A 19,950-nucleotide genomic window follows, 5' to 3' on the forward strand; every position below is an offset into this window, starting at 1 on the left:
AGAAAGCAAAACCCACCCCTCCCCCCCCCCCCCCCCCCACCCCCCCTCCCCCCTCCCCCCCCCCCCCCCCCCCCCCCCCCCCCCCCCCCCCCCCCCCCCCCCCCCCGCCAGCACATCCGTCCTGCGTCCGTCCTCGATCACGAAACGGCCGTCGATCAGGACGTACGGGATGCCCGTCGGCAGCGTGCGCGGCCGCTCGAAGGTGGAGCCCGCCGCGACCGTCGCCGGGTCGAAGAGCACCAGGTCGGCACGGTAGCCCTCGCGCACCAGGCCGCGGTCCGGCAGGCGGAGCCGGGCCGCCGGACGGCCGGTCAGATGCGCCACGCACTCCTCCAGGGACAGCACCCCCAACTCGCGTACGTAGTGGCCGAGATAGTGCGGGAAGGTCCCGTACGCCCGCGGGTGCGGTTTGTCGCCCTGGAGGATGCCGTCCGATCCGCCGGTGTGCACGCGGTGCCGCATGATCGCCCGCACGTTCTCCTCGTGGCCCACGTGCTGGAGGATCGTCGAGCCGAGCCGGTCCTCGGTCAGCAGGCGGCGGGCGAGGGTCCACGGGCTCTCGCCGCGCAGGTCCGCCGACTCCCGCACGGTCCGGCCCACGTACGACGCGAGCGCCGGGTCGTTCACACCGGAGATCTCGACGGTGTCCCACTCGACGGGCACGCCGTGGCAGCCGTCGGCGCCCACGACCTCCATGTCGTGCCGGATCCGCTCGGCCGTCCCGTCATCGGCGAGCCGCCTGAGGATCTCCGCCGGGCCGCCCTCGCTCGCCCAGCTCGGCAGCAGCGCCGCCAGCGTCGTGGAGCCGGGGGTGTAGGGGTAGGTGTCCAGTGTGATGTCGGCGCCGGCCGCCAGGGCCTCGTCGAGCAGCGAGAGCAGCTCGGGGGCGCGGCCCTCGTTCACGCCGAAGTTCATGGTGGCGTGCGTCAGGTGCAGCGGGCAGCCGGCCTCCCGGGCCAGGGCCACCATCTCCTCGTACGCCTCCAGGGCGCCCGCCCCGTAACTGCGGTGGTGGGGGCAGTAGTAGCCGCCGTAGGCGGCCACCACCCGGCACAGCTCGGTGAGTTCGGCGTCCTTCGCGTACATGCCGGGCGTGTAGGTGAGCCCGGACGACATGCCGACCGCGCCCTGTTCCATGCCCTCGGCGACCAGTCGCCGCATCCGGTCCAGCTCCTCGGGCGTCGCCTCCCGGTCCTCCCAGCCGACGGCCAGCATCCGGACCGTCCCCTGGGGGATCAGATAGGCGGCGTTGACCGCGATGCCCTCGTCCAGGCGGTCCAGGTACTCGCCCACGGTCCGCCAGGTGAAGTCGATGTCGTCGCCGTACCCGTTCCAGCCGGTGATGGCGCGGCGCACCTCCTCGAGCGTGCGGTCGTCGACCGGGGCGTACGACAGCCCGTCCTGCCCGACGACCTCCAGCGTCACGCCCTGCGCGACCTTGGCGCTGTGGTCCGGGTCGCGCAGCAGGGCGAGGTCGCTGTGGGCGTGCATGTCGATGAAGCCGGGGGCCAGGGCCAGGCCCTCGGCGTCCAGTTCCCGGACCGCCCGGGGGCGCTGGCAGCCCGCCTGGGCGGCCTCCTTGACGATCGAGACGATCCTGCCGTCCTTGACCGCCACATCGGCGCGGTAGGAGGGGTCGCCGCTGCCGTCGACGACGTTGGCGTCCCGGATGACGAGATCGGCGAGGTCGTGGAAGTCCACAGGGTCCATACCGTCCACCGGGCCTCCTAGAAGAAGGTGCGGATGTAGTCGACGACCGTGCCGTCCGCCTCCGCCACCGGGATGAGCTGCCACTTGTCGAACGAGGTGCACGGGTGCGACAGGCCGAGGCCGACCCAGTCGCCGACCTCGACGTCCGCCTCGGGCGTGGTGCGCAGCCAGGCGTGCTGGTCGGACAGGGCGGTCACCGAGACGCCGGTGGCCGGCCGCTCCTCGCCGCCCCGGCGCACCACCTGGGCGAAGGGCAGGTCCAGGTCGTAGGCGGCGTCCCGTTTCCCCGCGTTGACGAACGCCTGGTCGGGGGAGGGCCGCGACACCACCTGCGCCCACAGGCGGAACGCCGGCTCCAGCGCGCCCTCCTCCGGGATCCGGGTGAACGGGGTGATCCTGCGGTAGTGGCCGTCGTCGTGCGAGACGTAGGCGCCGGAGCGGAGCAACTTCAGGACGGACGCGGAGAGTTCGGGGATCTCCGCGAAGACGTCCGCCACCGCGTCGAACCAGGCGCTGCCGCCCGCGCTCACCACGATCTCGTCGGTTGCGGCGAAGCGCCCCGCCATGTCGAGGTCGACGGCCAGCGCGACCAGCCGGCGCAGCCACGCGCGCACCCGGTCCGGGTCGGGCTGCGGCACCTCGCCCTCGTACCCGGCGACCCCCACCAGGCGCAGCGTCCTGGTGGCGGCCACCGCGTCCGCGATCGCCGTGCACTCCGCCTCCGTGCGCACACCGGTGCGGGCGCCCTCGCCGGCGGCGAGCTCCACGACCACGTCCAGCGGGCGGGCGGTTCCCGCCAGCGCCGCGTCCATGAGTTCCACGCCGCGGACGGAGTCGACGTAACAGATGAACCGGAAGTCCGCGTCCGCCGCGAGCCGGTCGGCGACCCAGCGCAGGGCCGCGGGGTCGACGAGTTCGTTGGCGAGGAACACCCGCTGCACGCCGAACTCCCGTGCCACCCGCACCTGGTGGGGGACCGCGAGCGTGATGCCCCACGCGCCGTGCTCGAGCTGCCGGTGGAAGAGCTGCGGGGCCATCGTCGTCTTGCCGTGCGGGGCGAAGGCGAGACCGTGGCGGGAGGCGTACGTCCCCATGAGCGTCAGGTTGTGCTCCAGGCGCTCGGCGGACAGCGCCAGCAGCGGCGTGGTGAATCCCCCGGTGAACAGATTGCGGCGCTGGGCGGCCAGCTCGCCCACGGTCAGGCCGTCGGCGTCCGGTGGGAGGCCCTTGAAGCGGTGGTCGACGCGTTCCTCGGCCAGGCGGACGAGCGCCTCCATGCCCATGGACCCTCCTGATCAGGTACGTTGCAATATGTGCAACGTCCATTGCGTATGTCGCTTACGGCTGTCTAACATCTCGGCCGACGCCGGGTCAACGGACGCCGACCGAACCCGCACCCCACCGAGGAGCTACGACCATCGTGACCACCGCCGGATCCCGCAAGGCCCCCGACGTCGTGGACGTCGTCGCCCTCGGCGAGTCCATGGTCACGTTCCTGCCCGCGGTCCCGGGGCGGCTCGCCGACGTTCCGTCCTTCGACCGGGCCATCGGCGGCGCCGAGTCCAATGTGGCCTGCGTGCTCGCGGCCGTCGGGCACTCCGTGCGCTGGGTGAGCCGGGTCGGCGCGGACGGCTTCGGCGACCACCTCGTGGAGACCATCGGGGCCTACGGCGTGGACGTGTCCTCCGTACGGCGGGACGCGACGCGGCCCACCGGCATCTACTTCCGCACGGCCGGGGACCGGGCCACCGACGCCCACGAGGTGGCGTACTACCGGGCCGGTTCGGCGGCCTCCGCGATGGCGGCGGACACCGTCGACCTGGACGCCGTGCGCGCCTGCCGCGTGCTGCACCTGTCCGGGATCACGGCCGCGCTGTCCGGGCCCTGCCTGGACCTGATGCGCGAGCTGACCGCACCCCGCCCCGGCCGCCCGGTGGTCTCCTTCGACGTCAACCACCGTCCCGGGCTGTGGCGCGACGCGGCGGGAGCGCGGGTGCTGCTGGACCTCGCGCGCGGCGCGGACATCGTGTTCGTGGGGGACGACGAGGCCCGCCAGGCGTGGGGGCTGCACGGCGCCCGGGCCGTCCGGGAGGCGCTGCCCGAACCGGAGATCGTCGTCGTCAAACAGGGCCGGGACGGGGCGACGGCGTTCGGCAAGGACACCGACGGCCCGGCCGGGGACGCCCGGGGGACCGCCACCTTCGTGCCCGCGCTGCACGTCGACGTCGTGGCCGCCGTCGGAGCCGGGGACGCCTTCGCCGCCGGTTTCCTCTCCGCGACCCTGCGCGGGCTGCCCGTCCGGGACCGGTTGCGCCACGGCCACCTGATGGCCGCCGCCGCGCTCACCGTCCCCGGAGACCTCGCCGTGCCCCCCGCCCGCGACCACGCCGACCGCCTGGCCGCCCTCGACGACACCGCGTGGGGGACACTTCGACTCGGCCCCGGCTGGACCGAAGCCGCACCGCGGGCCGAGGAGGAGGTACCTACGCCATGAGCCAGACCGTCGACCGGGCGCTGAGCATCCTGCCGCTGCTCGCCGAGGGACCCGCCGACCTCGGGCGGGTCGCCGACCGGCTCGGCGTGCACAAGTCCACCGCGCTGCGCCTGCTGCGCACCCTCGACGAGCACGGACTGGTCTACCGCCAGTCCGACCAGCGCTACCGCCTCGGCGCCCGGCTCTTCGCCCTCGCCCAAGAGGCGATGGAGAACCTCGACATCCGCGAGATCGCCCACCCCCACCTGGTGCGCCTCAACGAGGAGTGCGGCCACACCGTCCACCTCGCCGTGCACGAGGAGAACGAGGTCCTCTACATCGACAAGGTGGACAGCCGCTACCCGGTCCGCATGTACTCCCGGATCGGCAGGCCGGTGGCCATCACCGTCGCCGCCGTCGCCAAGCTCCTCCTCGCCGACCTGCCCGAAGCCGAGCGCCGCGCGGTCGCGGAGAAGCTCGACTATCCCCTGTACACGTCCCGTTCGACCCCGAACGCCGCCGCCTTCCTGCGCGAGCTGGCGACCGTGCGCGAACAGGGCTGGGCCACCGACCTCGGCGGCCACGAGGAGTCCATCAACTGTGTGGCCGCCCCCATCCGCGGCGCCGACGGGCGGGTCGCCGCGGCCATGTCGGTCTCCGCGCCCAACGTCGTCGTCACCGCCGACGAACTCCTCACCCTGCTCCCCCTGGTGCGCCGTACCGCGGACGCCATCAGCCGGGAGTACTCCGGCAAGACACGAGCCAAGGACGCCGAATGACCGACAAGATCGCCCTGACCCCGAAGACGCACACCACCCCGCCCGCGAAGTTCTCGCACGGCGTGAAGAAGGGGAACATCCTCCAGGTGGCCGGCCAGGTCGGCTTCCTGCCCGCCGAGGAGGGCAAGCCGCCCACGCCCGCGGGCCCCACCCTGCGCGAGCAGACCCTCCAGACCCTCGCCAACGTCGAGGCGATCCTCCAGGAGGGCGGCGCCTCCTGGGACGACGTGATGATGATCCGCGTCTATCTGACGGACGTGGACCACTTCGCCGAGATGAACGAGATCTACAACGCCTACTTCGAGGAGCAGGGCCTCACCCAGCCCCCCGCCGCCCGGACCACCGTCTACGTGGGCCTCCCGGCCGGCCTCCTGATCGAGATCGACGCGCTGGCCGTCCTCGGCTGACACCCCGCCGGTTCCGCATCCCCGCACCCCCCGCACCCCCCCGCACCCCCCGCGCCCCCGCTCTCCGTCGCCGTACGCCGTCACGGCGCGGCGCCCACCCCGCCCGGGCGCCGCGCCGCGATCACCCCTGCGCCGAAACTCCATGGAATTACGACAAGCAAGAGGACCCCCTGTCATGCCCATGCCCTACTCCGTACTCGCGGCGTCCCCCACACCACCGCCCCCACCCCACACCGGCGGCCTGCTCGCCCTCGTCCACGGCACCGCCGGCCTGCTCACCGTCGCCGCCCTCGGCATCGCACTGCTGCTCGTCCTGATCATCAAGGTGAGACTCCAGCCCTTCGTGGCGCTGCTCGCGGTCTCCATAGCCGTCGGCCTCGGCGCCGGCCTGTCGGTCACCGAACTCTTCGGCACGGTCCAGCGCTCCGACGCCGTCTCCCTCATCGAGTCCGGCATGGGCGGCACCCTCGGCCATGTCGCCATCATCATCGGCCTCGGCACGATGCTCGGCGCCGTCCTGGAGGTCTCCGGCGGCGCCGAGGTGCTGGCGTCCAGGCTGCTGGGCCTGTTCGGCGAGCGGCGCGCCCCGCTCGCCATGGGCCTGACCGGACTGATCTTCGGCATCCCGGTCTTCTTCGACGTCGGCATCTTCGTCCTCGCGCCGATCGTGTACGCGGCGGCGAAGCGGGGCGGCCGGTCGATCCTGCTCTACTGTCTGCCGCTGCTCGCGGGCCTGTCCATGACCCACGCGTTCCTGCCGCCGCACCCCGGCCCGGTCGCCGCCGCAGGTCTGCTGAAGGTCGACCTCGGCATGGTCATCCTGATGGGCATCGTCTGCGGCATCCCGGCCGTGCTGGCCGCGTGGGCGTGGTCCGCGTGGATCGGCAGGCGGATCTTCGTCCCCGTGCCGCAGGACATGGTCGAGGCGGCCGAGGAGGCCAAGGCGGCGCTCGAGCGGGAGCAGCGGGCGGCCGGCGTGACCCCGCCGGAGAAGCCGGTGCCGCTCCCGATCGTCTTCACGATCATCGGAACGCCCCTGGTCCTGATCCTCCTCGCCACCTTCTCCTCGATCGCCTTCGACCCCTCGACCGGCCGCTCGGTCATCGAGTTCTTCGGCCACCCCTTCGTGGCGTTGACGATCGCGCTGTTGCTGGCGTACTACCTCCTGGGCATCCGCCGCGGCTGGTCCCGCAAGTCCCTGGAGACGGTGTCCACCGCCTCGCTCAAGCCGATCGGCAACATCCTGCTGGTGGTCGGCGCGGGCGGCGTCTTCGGCGCCGTCCTCAAGGGCAGCGGGGTCGCGCAGGCGCTCTCCGACACGTTCCACGACGTGGGCCTGCCGGTGCTCGTGCTGGCGTACCTGATCTCCCTGGTCCTGCGCGTGGCCCAGGGCTCGGCGACGGTCGCGATCGTCACGACGGCGGGCATCGTCGCCCCGCTGCTGACGGAGGGCCACCACTCGCAGGCGTTCACGGCCCTGGTCATCATGGCCATCTCCGCCGGCTCGATCTTCGCCTCGCACGTGAACGACGGCGGCTTCTGGATGGTCGCCAAGTACTTCGGGATCAGCGAACGGGACACGCTGCGGACGTGGACCGTGCTGGAGAGCGTGCTGTCGGTGGCCGGGTTCGCGGTGGCCGCGCTGGTGAGCGTCTTCGTGTAGGCGTCCGGTGCGGATGTGAGACGTGAAGACGTAAGACGCCGGGTGGGATTCGTATAACGATGGTGGGGCTGGCTGTGTCCGGCACAGGATCTTCGACCATACTGCCCGCTGTGGAGCAGCGCATTGGTTCGAGCAGCCAGCCCCTGGACGGCGCCGGGGTCGACCCGGCCTTCATCCCCGGGCTCACCTCATCCGTGTCCGTGGACCGGAAGGACTCCGTCGAACCGGACGACTCCGTGGAGCCGGACGACTCCGTGGAGCCGGACGACTCCGTGGCGCCGGACGACTCCGTGGAGCCGGACGACTCCGTGGCGGCGGAGGAGTCCGTGGCGGCGGAGGACTCCGTAGCGCCGGAGGACGCGGTTCCGGACAAGGCGGCCGCCGCCGGGGAGCCGGAGCAGGAGGTCGCGGCGGAGGCCCCCGCCGAGGAGCGGGAGGCCGCCGACGGCCCCGTCTTCGAGGCCGCCGACCGCCGTGCGCGGATCGTCGCGGACCAAAGCGGTGTACGGCTCCGTCTGGACGACCAGGAGTGCGAGTTCCGCTGGGACGAGATCGGCGCCGTGGAGACGGAGACCGCGCGCTTCGGGAAGCGGTTCACGGTGACCGTGCACACCCCGGAACGCCGCTGGTACCCCATCGAGATCGAGGCCGACTCCCGCGCCCGCTTCAAGGAGTGGGAGGCCCGGCTCGACGAGGTGCTGGACGCCTACTTCGAGGACGGCGAGGAGGAAACGGCCGCCCCCGAGAAGGACGTTCCCGAGACGGACGCCCGCGAGAAGGACGCTGTCGAGACGGACGCCCCCGGCAAGGACGTTCCCGAGGACGGCGACTGACACCCGCGCGGCTTCAGCCGCGCGTGTACCACTTCGCGCTCGTGGCGATGGCCTCCATCTGCTTCATGGTGAGCGCGGGGGCCGTCCGGGTGGCGGCGGTGGTCTGCGAGCCGGAGTTGAAGGCGCTGATCACCACACGGCGGCCGTCGGGACGCATGGTGTCGACCGTCCACATGACGACCCCCTCGCCGCCCTTCTCGCCGGGCTTCTGATGCCAGGCGACCCTGGTGCCGTCGGGCAGGGTCCTGGAGTGGGAGCCGAAGAGCTGGCCCGCGGCGTCCGACATGTCCGCCTGGACGTTGACCTGCACCATGCTCGCGCCGTTGCCGTCGTCCACGACGACGTAACCGAACCCGGGGTCCGCGACGCTCTTCCTGACGACCTTGAGTCCCTCGGGCAGGAGGGCGGCGAGCGTCTTGGACACCGAACCGCCGGGGGCACCCTGCGGCGTGCCGGGCTCGGCCGTCGGCACCCGGGGGTCGACGGGGATGGTGTCCGCGGCGGTGCGCCACTGGCGCGCGGTGACGAGCGCCTTGAGGTCGGCGGGTGAGAGGGGAGGCAGGTCACGGGTGATGGGCGCGTCCTTCTCGGCGGGGGAGTTCCACTCCTGGACGCTGACGTTCTGCCCCTTCGGGGTGACGAGTTGAGCGGTCCACATCTTCGTGTCGACGCGGCGGTCCGGGTACTCGTAGCCCTGGAGGATCATGAGCGTCGAACCGTCGGCGAGCTTGCTCGTGGAGCAGGCGTCGTACGCGACGAACATCTTGTCGGGGCACGCGGTGGTCTCCAGAGCGCGGCTGCCGCCGGGCTGCACGCGGTCCAACGAGACGGAGACGGCGGCCTTCCCCTTGCCGTCGTCGTAGACGACCCGGGCGTAGGGCCCCGGCTTCTCGGTGCCCCGCCCGGCCGCGTCGCTGAACGTGCCCTTCGGAAGCAGCGACTCCAGGGTGCGGACGAGATCGTCCCCGGTCACGGTGGCCGGGCGGGTCATCGGCGGAGCCGAGGGGCTGTCGGCCACGGAGTTCCGGCCCTGCCCGCCGTCCGTGCGGGCACCGGGCAGGACCAGCGCCCCGCCCAGTCCGATCAGCGCGACTCCGGTCACGCTGCCCGCGAGGGCGGCCCGGCGCCGGCGCAGCCTCCGGCCGTGCGTCTCGCCGCGGGCGGCCAGGTCCTGCTGGTGGGTCTCGAAGCCGCCGCCGGCCTGGCGCAGGGCCGCGGCGAACCGGTCCTCGAAGGGGTCGTGCTCTTCAACGGGCATGGCAAAACCGCCGTTTCTGCGGGATGGGTGGTGGTGGGGACCGGCGGGGCCGGTGGGACGGCGAGGCGACCGGCGACGGGTCAGGGACTCGCGTACTCACTGAGGGCGTCGCCCAGCAGAGCGCGCAGCCGGGCGAGGGCGCGGACGCAGCGGGTGCGTACGGCGGCCGAGCTGGTGTTCATCGCGGCGGCCGTCTCCTCGATGCTGCGGTCCTCCCAGTACCGCAGGACGACCACGGCGCGGTCCTTGGCGGACAGCCGGCCGAGCGCCTCGAGGAGGGTGAGCCGCAGCGGGGCGTCGCCCGCCGGGCCCGGATCGGCCACGTCCGGGAGTACGTCGGTGGCGCGCTCCTTGCGGCTGCTGTGGCGCCTGCGGTGGGCGAGGAAGGTGCGGGTGAGGACGGTCTGGGTGTAGGCGGCGGGGTTGTCGGCACGGGAGATCCGGCCCCAGCGGAGGTACACCCGGCCCAGCGTCTCCTGGACGAGGTCCTCGGCGAGGTGGGTGTCACCTCCGGTGAGCAGACAGGCGGACCGGTACAGATGCCCGGCGCGCGCGGCGGCGAACTCCTGGTACCCGTCGCTGCGGCCCTGTCTCATGCGTTCCCCCGATGCCTTGTCGTGCCGTGCCGCCCTCACGTCTCCTTGATGCGGTGGGCCCGGGGAAATGTTTCAACCGGCTTGGGCGGCCCGGGATACTGGTCGCCGTACGAGCGAGAGGCGAGGGGACGACCAGGATGCACCAGCCGGGATACGGGCCGCCCGGGTACGGCCACCAGCCCGCTCCCCAGGGCCCGCCGGGCTTCGGCCCGCCGCCGGCGTACGGGCCGTACGCGCAGAACCCGTCTCATCCGCCGAGCCCGTCGGGCCCGCAGTACCCGCAGTACCCGTCGTCCCAGCCCCCGGCTCCGCCGACGCCCCCCGCGCCCGCGGGGCCGGACTTCCTCGCCGCCGACCGCCTGAACTCCGTGGTCGTGGACGCCACGGGTGTCGCCTTCGAGATGCTCGGCCGTACGTCGGAGTTCCCCTGGCAGGTGATCCGCAGCGTCCACTACCGCCCCGGCCCCAACGGCAAGGTGCTGATGGTGGCGGTGGTCCACATCGACGGCCGGATGTTCGAGTGTGTGGTGGACGCCAGGCGCCGGGAGACGCTGCGGGAGTGGTGCGCCCAACTCGGGGCGGTACTGGGGCACTACCGCCCCATGGTCTGACCCGTGACGTGATCACCGTCGGCAGACCGTGCGGGCTCCGGAGGAGGCCGTCGGGACGGCGGGTTGCATAATCATGCGAGAGTGTGCATACACTTATCCTCGTGTCCAAGGTGCTGACTTCCCTGCCTGTCGGTGAACGCGTCGGGATCGCCTTCTCAGGCGGCCTCGACACCTCTGTCGCGGTCGCGTGGATGCGTGAGAAGGGCGCCGTGCCCTGCGCCTACACCGCCGATCTCGGCCAGTACGACGAGCCCGACATCGCCTCCGTGCCCGGGCGTGCCACGGCGTACGGCGCCGAGGTCGCCCGGCTGGTCGACTGCCGGTCCGCGCTCGTGGAGGAGGGGCTCGCGGCCCTCGCCTGCGGCGCCTTCCACATCCGCTCCGGTGGCCGCGTCTACTTCAACACCACCCCGCTCGGCCGGGCCGTCACGGGCACCCTGCTGGTGCGCGCGATGCTCGAGGACGACGTCCAGATCTGGGGCGACGGCTCCACCTTCAAGGGCAACGACATCGAGCGCTTCTACCGCTACGGCCTGCTCGCCAACCCCTCCCTGCGCATCTACAAGCCGTGGCTCGACGCCGACTTCGTCAGCGAGCTCGGCGGCCGCAAGGAGATGTCCGAGTGGCTGCTGGAGCGGGACCTGCCCTACCGGCACAGCACGGAGAAGGCGTACTCGACCGACGCCAACATCTGGGGCGCGACGCACGAGGCCAAGTCCCTGGAGCACCTCGACACGGGCATCGAGATCGTGCAGCCCATCATGGGCGTGCGGTTCTGGGACCCGGAGGTCGAGGTGACCCCCGAGGACGTCACCATCGGCTTCGAGCGGGGCCGGCCGGTCACCATCAACGGCAAGGAGTTCGCCTCCCCGGTGGACCTGGTCCTGGAGGCCAACGCGATCGGCGGCCGCCACGGCATGGGCATGTGCGACCAGATCGAGAACCGCGTCATCGAGGCGAAGAGCCGCGGCATCTACGAGGCCCCGGGCATGGCGCTGCTGTACGCGGCGTACGAGCGCCTGGTCAACGCGATCCACAACGAGGACACGCTCGCCAGCTACCACACCGAGGGCCGTCGCCTCGGCCGGCTGCTGTACGAGGGCCGCTGGCTGGACCCGCAGGCGCTGATGCTGCGCGAGTCGCTGCAGCGCTGGGTGGGGACGGCGGTCACCGGTGAGGTGACGCTGCGGCTGCGGCGCGGCGAGGACTACTCGATCCTGGACACGACCGGACCCGCGTTCAGCTACCACCCGGACAAGCTCTCCATGGAGCGGACCGAGGACTCCGCCTTCGGCCCGGTCGACCGCATCGGCCAGCTCACGATGCGCAACCTCGACATCGCCGACTCCCGCGCCAAGCTGGAGCAGTACGCCCGGCTCGGCATGGTCGGCGGCAGCCCGGACCCGGCGCTGATCGGCGCCGCGCAGGCGGCCTCGACCGGGCTGATCGGCGCGATGCCCGAGGGCGGCGCGGAGACGATCGCCTCCCGCGGCGAGGGCACCGCCGAAGAGGACCAGCTCCTCGACCACGCCGCGATCGAGTCGGGCACCGACTGATCCCGTCCGCACGCCGACGGCCCGCCGCCCTCACCGGGGCGGCGGGCCGTTCGCCTGTGCGGACCGGGGCCGCCTCAACACGGGGAACGGAACGGGAGATCGGGGAGGATCCGCTGCCACTGCTCCGGCGTGAGGGCGTTGCGGGTGGTGGCACAGATCCGCTGGAGGGGCGCCTCGACGCCGACGTGCGTCAGCTCGACGGTGCGGTCGTCGGCGGAGGTCGCCAGGAGGCGTCCGTCCGGGCTGAAGGCCAGGTCGTTGACGGTTCCGCTGTGCCCGGTGACGGCCGAGCCGACGGCGGTGGCGTGCGCCGGGCGGGACACGTCCCACAGGCGTACCGTCCGGTCGTCGCCACCGCTGGCCAGGACGCGGCCGTCCGGGCTGAAGGCCAGGGAGTCGACGAAGCTGGTGTGGCCGGCGAGCGGCTGCCCCAGGGCGGTGCAGTGGGCCGGGTCGGTGACGTTCCACAGCCGTACGGTGTGGTCGGCGCTCGCGGTGGCCAGGGTGTGACCGTCCGGGCTGAAGGCCGCGGCCCGGATGCCGCCGCTGTCCGTCTGCACCGCCGGCCGGAACAGCCGGGCCCGTGCCGGGTCGGAGGTGTTCCACAGGCGCAGCGTGTCGTCGGAGCCCGCGCTGGCCAGGACGTGCCCGTCGGGGCTGAACGCGAGCGCGTCGACGCTGTCGGTGTGGCCGCGCAGGACGCCCAGACCGCGAGCCTGCCCCGGGTCGGCGACGTCCCACAGTCGCACGGTCCGGTCGGCGCCGGCCGCGGCCAGGACACGCCCGTCCGGGCTGAACGCCACGCGCGTGACCGGTCCGGTGTGCCCCGTCAGCACCCGCAGGCCGGCCGGGTGCCGGGGATCGGCCACGTTCCACAGGTGCACGGTGCCGTCGGTGCCGGCCGTGGCCAGCACATGACCGTTCCTGCCGAAGGCCGCGCTGGGGACGGTTGCCGCGGGGCCCGGCAGCGCCGCCAGCGTCCTGGGACGTCCGGGGTCGGTGACGTCCCAGAGCTTCGTGCTCTGGCCGGTCCCCCCGGTGGCCAGAACATGACCGCTGGGGCTGAAGGCGACGGCGTCGACGGGGCCCGGGGCGGCCAGACGGGTGCGGGGCAGGCTCCACAGGCGGACCGTGTGGTCGCGGGACGCGCTGGCGAGCGTGTGGCCGTCGGGGCTGAAGGCCAGCCAGTACACGTAGTCGGTGTGGCCGGTCAGCGGCTCGCCGAGCGGCGAGGGGTGTTCGGGGTCGGAGACGTTCCACAGGCGAACCGTCTGGTCGGCCCCGGCCGTGGCGAGCGTCTGCCCGTCCGGGCTGAACGCCACGGCGTACACGGAGTCGGTGTGGCCGGTCAGCGGATGGCCCATCGGCATGGCGTGCGCCGGGCGGGACACGTCCCACAGGCGCACGGTGTGGTCGTTGCCGACACTGGCCAGGACGCGTCCGTCGGGGCTGAAGGCCACCGCGTAGACGGTGTCCGTGTGGCCCTTCAGCGGCGGTCCGAGGGGCGCGGGGCGAGCGGGGTCCGCCATGTTCCACAGGTGGACGGTGTGGTCGTGGCCGGCGCTGGCGAGCACGCGTCCCGCCGGGCCGAACGCCGCGGAGGCCACCGCCCCCACGTGGCCGGTCAGGGCCGGACCGATGGGCGTGGCGTGCGCGGGGTCCGACACGTTCCACAGCCGCAGCGTGTGGTCGTAGCTCGCGGTGGCGAGGATCCGGCCGTCGGCGCTGAACGACACGGAGAACACATAGCCGGTGTGGCCCGTCAGGGGCGGCCCCCAGACGGCGGGGTGGGCGGGGTCGGTGACGTTCCACAGGCGCACTTCCCGTTCGCGGCCCGCAGCGGCCAGGGTGCGGCCGTCGGGGCTGAAGGCCAGCCAGTACACCCAGCCGATGCGGTCCTTGAGGGGTTTGCCGAAGGGGACGGGGTGGGTGGGGTCGGTCACGTTCCACAGGCGCACGGTGCCGTCGGCGCCCGCGGTGGCCAAGGTGCGCCCGTCGGGACTGTAGGCCACGGCGAAAACGGTGTCGGTATGGCCGGTCAGCGTGGTCGCGAGGGGCGTGTTCTCAGTGCCGAGCAGCCTGGTGTAGAGCTCGGGTGAGGGCCGCAGCCCGTACGCGGCCAGGCTGAGACGTGCGGCGAGCGACACGTCGTTGCTCTCCAACTGCTCGGACCTGGCGGTGATCTCGCGGGATATGGCGGCATCGCGCTCCGCCCGTGCGGTGCCGCGCTGCTGGAACGCGACGACGGCGGCCGTGGAGGCCAGGACCGCCAGGACGGCCAGGACGGCGACCGCGGCCCGGCGCAACCGGACGGACCGGCGTTCCTGCCGGACCGACGCCCTCAGGAAGTCCCGGACCCGTTCACCGAGCAGGAGGTCGCCGCGATGGCGTCCGGCCCATTCGGTGGCCGTGGCGAGCTGGCTGCCGCGGTACAGGAGGCTCGGGTCGCGGTGCTCACGCTCCCAGGCGGTGGCGGCGGCCGTCAGCCGCTGGTGCGTGAGCAGTCCTGCCCGGTCCTCGTTCAGCCAGCCGGCCAGCCGCGGCCACGCCTGGAGCAGTGCCTCGTGGGTGATCTCGACGGTGTCGGTGTCGAGCGTGACGAGGCGCGCCCGGGCCAGTGCGTCCAGGACGGCGCCGGTGCCGGGGTGGGCCAGGGCGTCCAGGTCCGCGCGCGGGACACGTCGTTTCGTGTCGTCGGTGCCCTCGCCGAGGGCCACCAGGCGCAGGAAGAGCGCGCGGGCCAGGTGCTGCTCCTGGGGAGTCAGGCCCGCGAAGACGGTCTCCGCGGTCTGGGCGAGAGCGTGCCGGATACCGCCGGCGGCCTCGTAGCCGGACAGGGTGAGGGTGGTGCCGCGGCGACGGCGCCAGGTCTCCCGCAGGGCGTGCGAGACCAGGGGCAGGGCGTTGGCCTGGCCCGTGGCGTCGGCGACGACGCGGGCCAGCAGGGAGGTCTCGACCGTGCAGCCGGCCTGCACGGCGGGCCGGCTGACGGCGCGGCGCAGCTCGTCGGTGGTCATCGGGCCGACGAGCAGTTGGGCGTCGCGCAACGCCTCGACGAGGTCCGGATGTTCCGAGCAGCGGGCGTAGAAGTCGGCCCGGACGCCGATCACGACGCGGGTGCGGCTGTTGGCGGCCTGGGCGGCGGTGACCAGTGCGGTGATGAACGCGGCGCGTTCCCGTGCGCTCGCGCAGAGGGTGAAGACCTCCTCGAACTGGTCCACGACCAGGAGGAGTTCGCTGTCCGGGGGCCGGCCGGCGAGGATCTGCAGCGCCGTCAGGTGCAGGGCGCGCGGCTTGTCCCCGAGTTCCTCCGACAGTGCCGTGGCCGATCCTCCGCTCAGTGCGGCCAGTCGGGCGGCGCACTCCTCCAGCGGATGCGGGCCGGGCACGAGCAGCACCGTGCGCCATGCGCCCTTCCCCGGATCGACCGCACCGATCGCGGGCAGCAGGCCGGCCCGCAACAGCGACGACTTGCCCGACCCGGAGGCTCCGAACACCGCGAGGAAGCGGTGGTCGCGGACACGGGAGACCAGGTCGTCGGTGAGGCGTTCGCGTCCGAAGAACCATTCGGCGTCCTCGGGCTGGAACGCCGCGAGGCCCGCGTAGGGACCCCGGCTTCCGGTGTCGGCGGGTTCGGGGAGCGCCCGGTCCTCGGCCGCGAGTTCGGCGGCAGTGGCCCGCCAGCGGGCCTCCCACTCGGCCGCGTCACCGTCACAGGCCCGCACATACGCCAGGGTGACGGCCAGGCTGGGCAGTTTCCGCCCCGCCGCGGCGTCCGCGAGGGTCGTGGACGAGTAGTGGGCCCGGCGCGCCAGTTCCCGGTAGGGCGGACCGCCCGCCTTCGCCCGTAATCGGCGCAGGTCGGCTGCGAAAACGGTCAGCACGCCGTCGTCGTCCGCCAAAGGACGCTCGGCACGTGGCACCCCGTACCTCCTCCGGGATCGGATGACCGGCCCATTGTCCGGACCTTGTCGTCCGGCATCCAACCCCCGATTCCGGACAACGAAACGGCAGTACAACCGATGCACCGGCGGCCGCGGTCCCCGCTCCGCCGGCTCGCCCGGTGGGGGTCGCGTCTGCTCGCCGGGGCTGATTCCCCACGCACGTCCATGCCGTGAACGGCCCGTATCCGACGGGCACGGGAAAAGGAGTCTCATGAATTCCGGCAAGCGTTTACTCGTAGGAGCCGCCACCGTGAGCCTGGCCCTGGGGGGACTGCTCGCCTCCCCGGCCGCCCAGGCGGCCCAAGGGGCCTCGGTGCAGCAGCCCGCCCGCAAGACGGTGTACCTCTACGCCACCGACGTCCATCTGCGGGCGGCACCCAGGACCAGCGCCGCGATCCTCGCCACGGTGTCGCACATCCACCTCTACGACTACTGCCAGACCGACAAGAACACCACCGCGGTACCCGACCCCAACGGGGGAACCAACCCCTGGTGGAGCAAGGTGACGCTCACGACGGGCAGTGACTACGCCTGGGTGAGCAACGTGTACCTGCAGGGGGGCCGGAAGATATCGGGCGTTCCGGACTGCTGACAGGCCGGCGGGCGAGCAGCGCCGTGCACCGCCACCGGGCGGATCCCATGAACGTCACCGACCACCGGGAGGTACCCCTTCCATGCGACGTACCGCCAATCGCCTCGGTGTGACCGCCGCGGCCGCAGTGCTGGCCTTCACGGGCGCCGGTCTGGCCGCCGGCACCGCGGTGGCGGCCCCCGTCACACCGGCCTACGCGTGCGCGTACTACAGCGGCAACGCGCTGACGGTCTACGGCGACAAGGGCCCACGGGTGCAGCAGGCGCAGTGTCTGCTGTCCCACTGGCACTACCTCACCGTGAGCGACATCGACGGGAAGTTCGGCGACCACACCCTGCACGCGGTGAGGAGCTTCCAGTCGGATCACCACCTCACCGTCGACGGCAAGGTCGGCGAGCACACCTGGGCCGCGCTCTACGGCACCTGAGCGCCGGCTCGTGGGACCACCGGGTCCCGACGCCACAGGGGGAGGCGGAGGGCGCCGGGCCCCGGACGTGAGATGTCCGGGGCCCGGCGCCTCGTCACGCGGCCGTCGTCGCCCGCCGGTGCCCCGTGACTCCTACGGCAACGCGTGCACGTGCGGGCCCACCGAGTTCGACCAGGCGTTCTGGGACGCGGCGTCCCAGTTCGTCGACCACGTCATCGCGCCCCGCAGGTCCGGGTACGTCCTGGACGGCTTGAACGTGCCGCAGTTCGTTCCCCTCGCCAGGCAGTCCAGTGCGTTGTTCACCACCGAGGGCGAGACGTAGCCGCTGCCCGCCGCGCTCGTCGAGGCCGGGACGCCGAGGCCCACCTGGGACGGGGACAGGCCGCCCTGGAGCTGGATGCACGCCAGGGCCGTGAGGAAGTCCACCGAGCCCTGCGCGTACACCTTGCCGTCGCACCCCAGCATGGAACCGCTGTTGTAGTACTGGGTGTTGACGACCGTGAGGATGTCCTTGACGTTCAGGGCGGTCTGGAAGTACGCGTTCGACGTCGACTGCATGTCGATCGTCTGCGGGGCCATCGTGATCACCAGGGACGGGCCCGCCTTCGACGAGAGCTGCCGCAGTGCCTGTGACATGTAGGTCGCGTTGAGGCCGTTCTCCAGGTCGATGTCGACGCCGTCGAAGCCGTACGTCTGCATCAGCGCGTACACCGAATTCGCGAAGTTCGCCGCCGACGTCGCGTCGTTCACCGACACCGTGCCGTTCTGGCCGCCGACCGAGACGACCACCTTCTTGCCCGCGGCCTTCTTGGCGGCGACGTCCGCCTTGAACTGGTCCACCGTGTAGCCGCCCAGGCCGGCCGAGTCGAGGGTGAAGCTCACGGCTCCCGGCGTGCTCGTCGCGTCCGCGAACGCCACCGCGATGATGTCGTACTGCGACGGCACGTCCGAGAGCCGCTGCACCGTGGCGCCGTTGTCGAAGTTCTGCCAGTAGCCCGTCACCGCGTGCTTCGGGAGCCCGGTACCGCCCCCGCCGCCGGTCGCCGCCGTCGTGGCCGTCACCGCCGCCGACTTGGCCGACTCGCCGGCCGCGTTCGTCGCCGTCACCTGGAAGGAGTACGACGTCGAGGGGGACAGGCCCGTCACCGTCGCGGACGTGCCGCTCGCCGACGTCACCTTCGTGCCGCCCCGGTACACGTTGTAGCCCGTCGCGCCCGTGACCGCGTTCCAGGACAGGGACACGGAGGAGGACGTCGTGCCGGACACCGCCAGGCCCGTCGGGGGCGACGGGACCGTGGGGGACGGGCCCCCGCCCCCGCCGCCGTCCGGGCCGTACACCGACACGTCGTCCGCGTAGTACGCCGCCTGCCCGTACCAGCCGTGCAGATACACCGTCACCGACGTCGTCGAGGCGCCCGTCGTGAACGTCGTGGACAACTGTTTCCAGCTCGCCGAGTCGGGCGTCCACGTCGAGACGTCCGTCGTGCCGGTCCCCGTGGCGCCCAGGTAGGTGTACCCGCCCTGCACCCATGCGCTCAGCGTGTACGTCGAGTTCGGCTTCACCGTCACCGTCTGGGCGCACTGCGCGTAGTCCTGGCCCGCGGGCGTCGCCTTCAGCGCGGCCGTGCCGCCGTGCACGGGGGAGGACACCGTCGTGCCGCTGCCCGCCGAGCAGGTCCAGTCGGCGAGGCCCGACTCGAAGCCGGCGTTCTTCGCGTTGTTCACATCCGCCGCGGCCGCGTGGCCGGCGCCCAGCAAGGAGAGGGCGAGCGCGGCGACGGCGGCCCCCGCGAGGGTCCGTCTGCGGCGGGGTAGGGCTGGAACGCGGTCCACTTCGGCCTCCGATGTGGGGAGAGAGGGCAGGAGGGCATTGCGGAACGGTGGCCACCGCCTGATGCCCCATGAATTTGGTCCAGACCAATCCCGGTGTCAAGGGTTCCTGCGCTTTCAACCTTCCAGCCGACGAGGCGAGTTGGGGCATATGCCCCTACTCTGTGTCGATCATGTCCGCACCTTCGGTGAGATGATCTTCGAGATTCTGTGTTGAGCGGGGCATGCCGTGGATATGGTGCTGTTGCAGGACGATGCAACAGGACGTCACAGGGGCGATCTGAGGCGGTGGTCGACCACCCCGCCGCAGTGAACGGGGTGGTGAGCAGCCGTGCCGACCGCGATAGCCGTCACCAGTCCCGACCTGGTGCTCCCGCCGCTCGACCGCCAGACGCCGCCCGCCGCCGTCCAGCCCCAGCCCACGCTGGAGGCGTCCCTGACCGCCATGCACGCGCTGATCGAGCAGCACGGATACGTCATCGCCCTGCACCCCGCCGCCGGCGACGACCCGGCCGTGCAGCGGCTGCGCACCGTCCGCTCCGTCCTGGAGAGCGACCGCGTCGCACTGCTCGGCGTCGACCTGCCCCCGCTCGGACTCGCCCTGCTCGCCCAGCAGTTGCGCCAGCTCTCGGTCTGCGACTTCAGTCCCGGTGTCCTGGCGTCGTCCGTGCGCCTGCTCGCCCACTACATCTACGCCGGCGCCCTCCTCGGCTCGGTCACCAGGCTGGACCGCGTCCCCGTCCCGCTCACGTCCCACGCCAAGTCCTGGGTGCCGGGCGCCCAGTTCGCCGTCCTCGCGGGCCCCCGCCCCCAGCTCGTCCGCGTGGGGCAGGAGGAGTTACCGGGCCCCGAGTTCGGCACCCGGATGCTCGTCGCCGCCGGGCAGCCGCCCTCCGACTGGGTCACCGCCTCCCTCGCACCCGCCTGGCGGGTCCAGGGCGTCGGGACCGTGCCCCTTCCCCAGGAGTCCCCCCGCTGGTGGGGGACGAACCGGCTCGTCGAGTTCGCGGCCGGCCTGCACGACGTGTCCGTGCTCTACCAGCTCGTGTCCTCCGTACGGCGCGAGATCTGCCACTGGTGCGGGCTGGAACTCATCGGCGACCGCTGCGGCTTCTGCGCCGCGCCCCTCCCGCCGCCCCCCGAACAGCAACCGGCCGCCACCGTCCGCGCCGCCCTGCCGCGCGGCGGCACGTAGGCGTCATGCGTACGACTCCGCAGCACGCTTCGCACAACGTTCGACCGCTCGACCGTCCGACCGCTTGACCGTCCGA

The 19,950-nt window shown here is 72.5% G+C and carries 16 protein-coding genes; 10 read left to right on the forward strand and 6 right to left on the reverse strand.

All coding sequences use genetic code 11. The features are described 5' to 3' along the window. Together ACZ4SW_RS28600 and ACZ4SW_RS28605 are read right to left on the reverse strand one after the other, a co-directional pair. On the reverse strand, positions 1-1,710 hold a 1,710-nt coding region (locus tag ACZ4SW_RS28600), incomplete at its 3' end, for an N-acyl-D-amino-acid deacylase family protein (RefSeq protein ID WP_468251384.1). A gap of 17 nt (positions 1,711-1,727) precedes the next feature. Continuing rightward, positions 1,728-2,993, reverse strand: a complete 1,266-nt coding sequence (locus tag ACZ4SW_RS28605) for an amino acid deaminase (RefSeq protein ID WP_468251386.1) — start codon at positions 2,991-2,993, stop codon at positions 1,728-1,730. Positions 2,994-3,130: 137 nt separating this feature from the next. Here ACZ4SW_RS28605 and ACZ4SW_RS28610 point away from each other — a divergent pair, with 137 nt between their 5' ends. The 5 genes from ACZ4SW_RS28610 (at position 3,131) to ACZ4SW_RS28630 (ending at position 7,865) form a co-directional block, all read left to right on the forward strand. Next, positions 3,131-4,204: a sugar kinase gene (locus tag ACZ4SW_RS28610; RefSeq protein WP_468251388.1), complete on the forward strand. Its 1,074-nt coding sequence runs from the start codon at positions 3,131-3,133 to the stop codon at positions 4,202-4,204. Further along, positions 4,201-4,962, forward strand: coding sequence for an IclR family transcriptional regulator (locus tag ACZ4SW_RS28615; RefSeq protein WP_468251390.1), 762 nt, complete (start codon positions 4,201-4,203; stop codon positions 4,960-4,962). Before ACZ4SW_RS28610 ends, ACZ4SW_RS28615 begins: the two co-directional genes overlap by 4 nt. Next, positions 4,959-5,369 (forward strand): RidA family protein, encoded by a 411-nt coding sequence (locus tag ACZ4SW_RS28620; RefSeq protein ID WP_468251392.1) that lies wholly within the window; start codon positions 4,959-4,961, stop codon positions 5,367-5,369. Before ACZ4SW_RS28615 ends, ACZ4SW_RS28620 begins: the two co-directional genes overlap by 4 nt. 175 nt (positions 5,370-5,544) lie before the next feature. Then, positions 5,545-7,032 (forward strand): GntP family permease, encoded by a 1,488-nt coding sequence (locus ACZ4SW_RS28625; RefSeq protein WP_468251394.1) that lies wholly within the window; start codon positions 5,545-5,547, stop codon positions 7,030-7,032. Between the two features lie 110 nt (positions 7,033-7,142). Then, entirely contained in the window at positions 7,143-7,865 is a 723-nt protein-coding gene (locus tag ACZ4SW_RS28630) for a hypothetical protein (RefSeq protein WP_468251396.1), read from the forward strand. Positions 7,866-7,878: 13 nt separating this feature from the next. Here ACZ4SW_RS28630 and ACZ4SW_RS28635 read toward each other — a convergent pair whose 3' ends face one another. Both ACZ4SW_RS28635 and ACZ4SW_RS28640 read right to left on the reverse strand, forming a co-directional pair. Beyond that, a complete protein-coding gene (locus ACZ4SW_RS28635; protein ID WP_468251398.1) occupies positions 7,879-9,123 on the reverse strand; it encodes a hypothetical protein in 1,245 nt (414 codons plus the stop codon). 80 nt (positions 9,124-9,203) lie between these two features. Beyond that, positions 9,204-9,719: a SigE family RNA polymerase sigma factor gene (locus ACZ4SW_RS28640; protein ID WP_468251400.1), complete on the reverse strand. Its 516-nt coding sequence runs from the start codon at positions 9,717-9,719 to the stop codon at positions 9,204-9,206. Between the two features lie 137 nt (positions 9,720-9,856). Here ACZ4SW_RS28640 and ACZ4SW_RS28645 point away from each other — a divergent pair, with 137 nt between their 5' ends. Together ACZ4SW_RS28645 and argG are read left to right on the forward strand one after the other, a co-directional pair. Beyond that, on the forward strand, positions 9,857-10,330 hold the full coding sequence (locus ACZ4SW_RS28645; protein WP_468251402.1) for a hypothetical protein: 474 nt from the start codon (positions 9,857-9,859) through the stop codon (positions 10,328-10,330). Positions 10,331-10,431: 101 nt separating this feature from the next. Continuing rightward, positions 10,432-11,886: an argininosuccinate synthase gene (gene argG / locus ACZ4SW_RS28650; protein WP_468251404.1), complete on the forward strand. Its 1,455-nt coding sequence runs from the start codon at positions 10,432-10,434 to the stop codon at positions 11,884-11,886. 74 nt (positions 11,887-11,960) lie between these two features. On the opposite strand, the gene ACZ4SW_RS28655 is transcribed toward argG, so the two are convergent. After that, positions 11,961-15,809, reverse strand: coding sequence for an nSTAND1 domain-containing NTPase (locus ACZ4SW_RS28655; protein WP_468251406.1), 3,849 nt, complete (start codon positions 15,807-15,809; stop codon positions 11,961-11,963). Positions 15,810-16,080: 271 nt separating this feature from the next. Here ACZ4SW_RS28655 and ACZ4SW_RS28660 point away from each other — a divergent pair, with 271 nt between their 5' ends. Next, entirely contained in the window at positions 16,081-16,422 is a 342-nt protein-coding gene (locus tag ACZ4SW_RS28660; RefSeq protein ID WP_468251408.1) for a peptidase M23, read from the forward strand. A gap of 82 nt (positions 16,423-16,504) precedes the next feature. Beyond that, entirely contained in the window at positions 16,505-16,849 is a 345-nt protein-coding gene (locus tag ACZ4SW_RS28665) for a peptidoglycan-binding domain-containing protein (protein ID WP_468251410.1), read from the forward strand. 132 nt (positions 16,850-16,981) lie between these two features. Here ACZ4SW_RS28665 and ACZ4SW_RS28670 read toward each other — a convergent pair whose 3' ends face one another. Next, a complete protein-coding gene (locus tag ACZ4SW_RS28670) occupies positions 16,982-18,682 on the reverse strand; it encodes a chitinase (protein WP_468251412.1) in 1,701 nt (566 codons plus the stop codon). A gap of 328 nt (positions 18,683-19,010) precedes the next feature. Between ACZ4SW_RS28670 and ACZ4SW_RS28675 the strand changes: the two genes are divergently transcribed. After that, on the forward strand, positions 19,011-19,874 hold the full coding sequence (locus ACZ4SW_RS28675; protein WP_468251414.1) for a hypothetical protein: 864 nt from the start codon (positions 19,011-19,013) through the stop codon (positions 19,872-19,874). Positions 19,875-19,950: the final 76 nt, after the last annotated feature.

This window comes from Streptomyces sp. NPDC028331, assembly GCF_055565775.1.

Excerpts from the sequence above, each read along its gene's own strand:
- ACZ4SW_RS28605 (WP_468251386.1), bottom strand. The coding sequence starts at position 2,993 with ATGGGCATGGAGGCGCTCGTCCGCCTGGCCGAGGAACGCGTCGACCAC.
- ACZ4SW_RS28615 (WP_468251390.1), top strand. The coding sequence starts at position 4,201 with ATGAGCCAGACCGTCGACCGGGCGCTGAGCATCCTGCCGCTGCTCGCC.
- ACZ4SW_RS28620 (WP_468251392.1), top strand. The coding sequence starts at position 4,959 with ATGACCGACAAGATCGCCCTGACCCCGAAGACGCACACCACCCCGCCC.
- ACZ4SW_RS28625 (WP_468251394.1), top strand. The coding sequence starts at position 5,545 with ATGCCCATGCCCTACTCCGTACTCGCGGCGTCCCCCACACCACCGCCC.
- ACZ4SW_RS28635 (WP_468251398.1), bottom strand. The coding sequence starts at position 9,123 with ATGCCCGTTGAAGAGCACGACCCCTTCGAGGACCGGTTCGCCGCGGCC.
- ACZ4SW_RS28640 (WP_468251400.1), bottom strand. The coding sequence starts at position 9,719 with ATGAGACAGGGCCGCAGCGACGGGTACCAGGAGTTCGCCGCCGCGCGC.
- ACZ4SW_RS28645 (WP_468251402.1), top strand. The coding sequence starts at position 9,857 with ATGCACCAGCCGGGATACGGGCCGCCCGGGTACGGCCACCAGCCCGCT.
- ACZ4SW_RS28665 (WP_468251410.1), top strand. The coding sequence starts at position 16,505 with ATGCGACGTACCGCCAATCGCCTCGGTGTGACCGCCGCGGCCGCAGTG.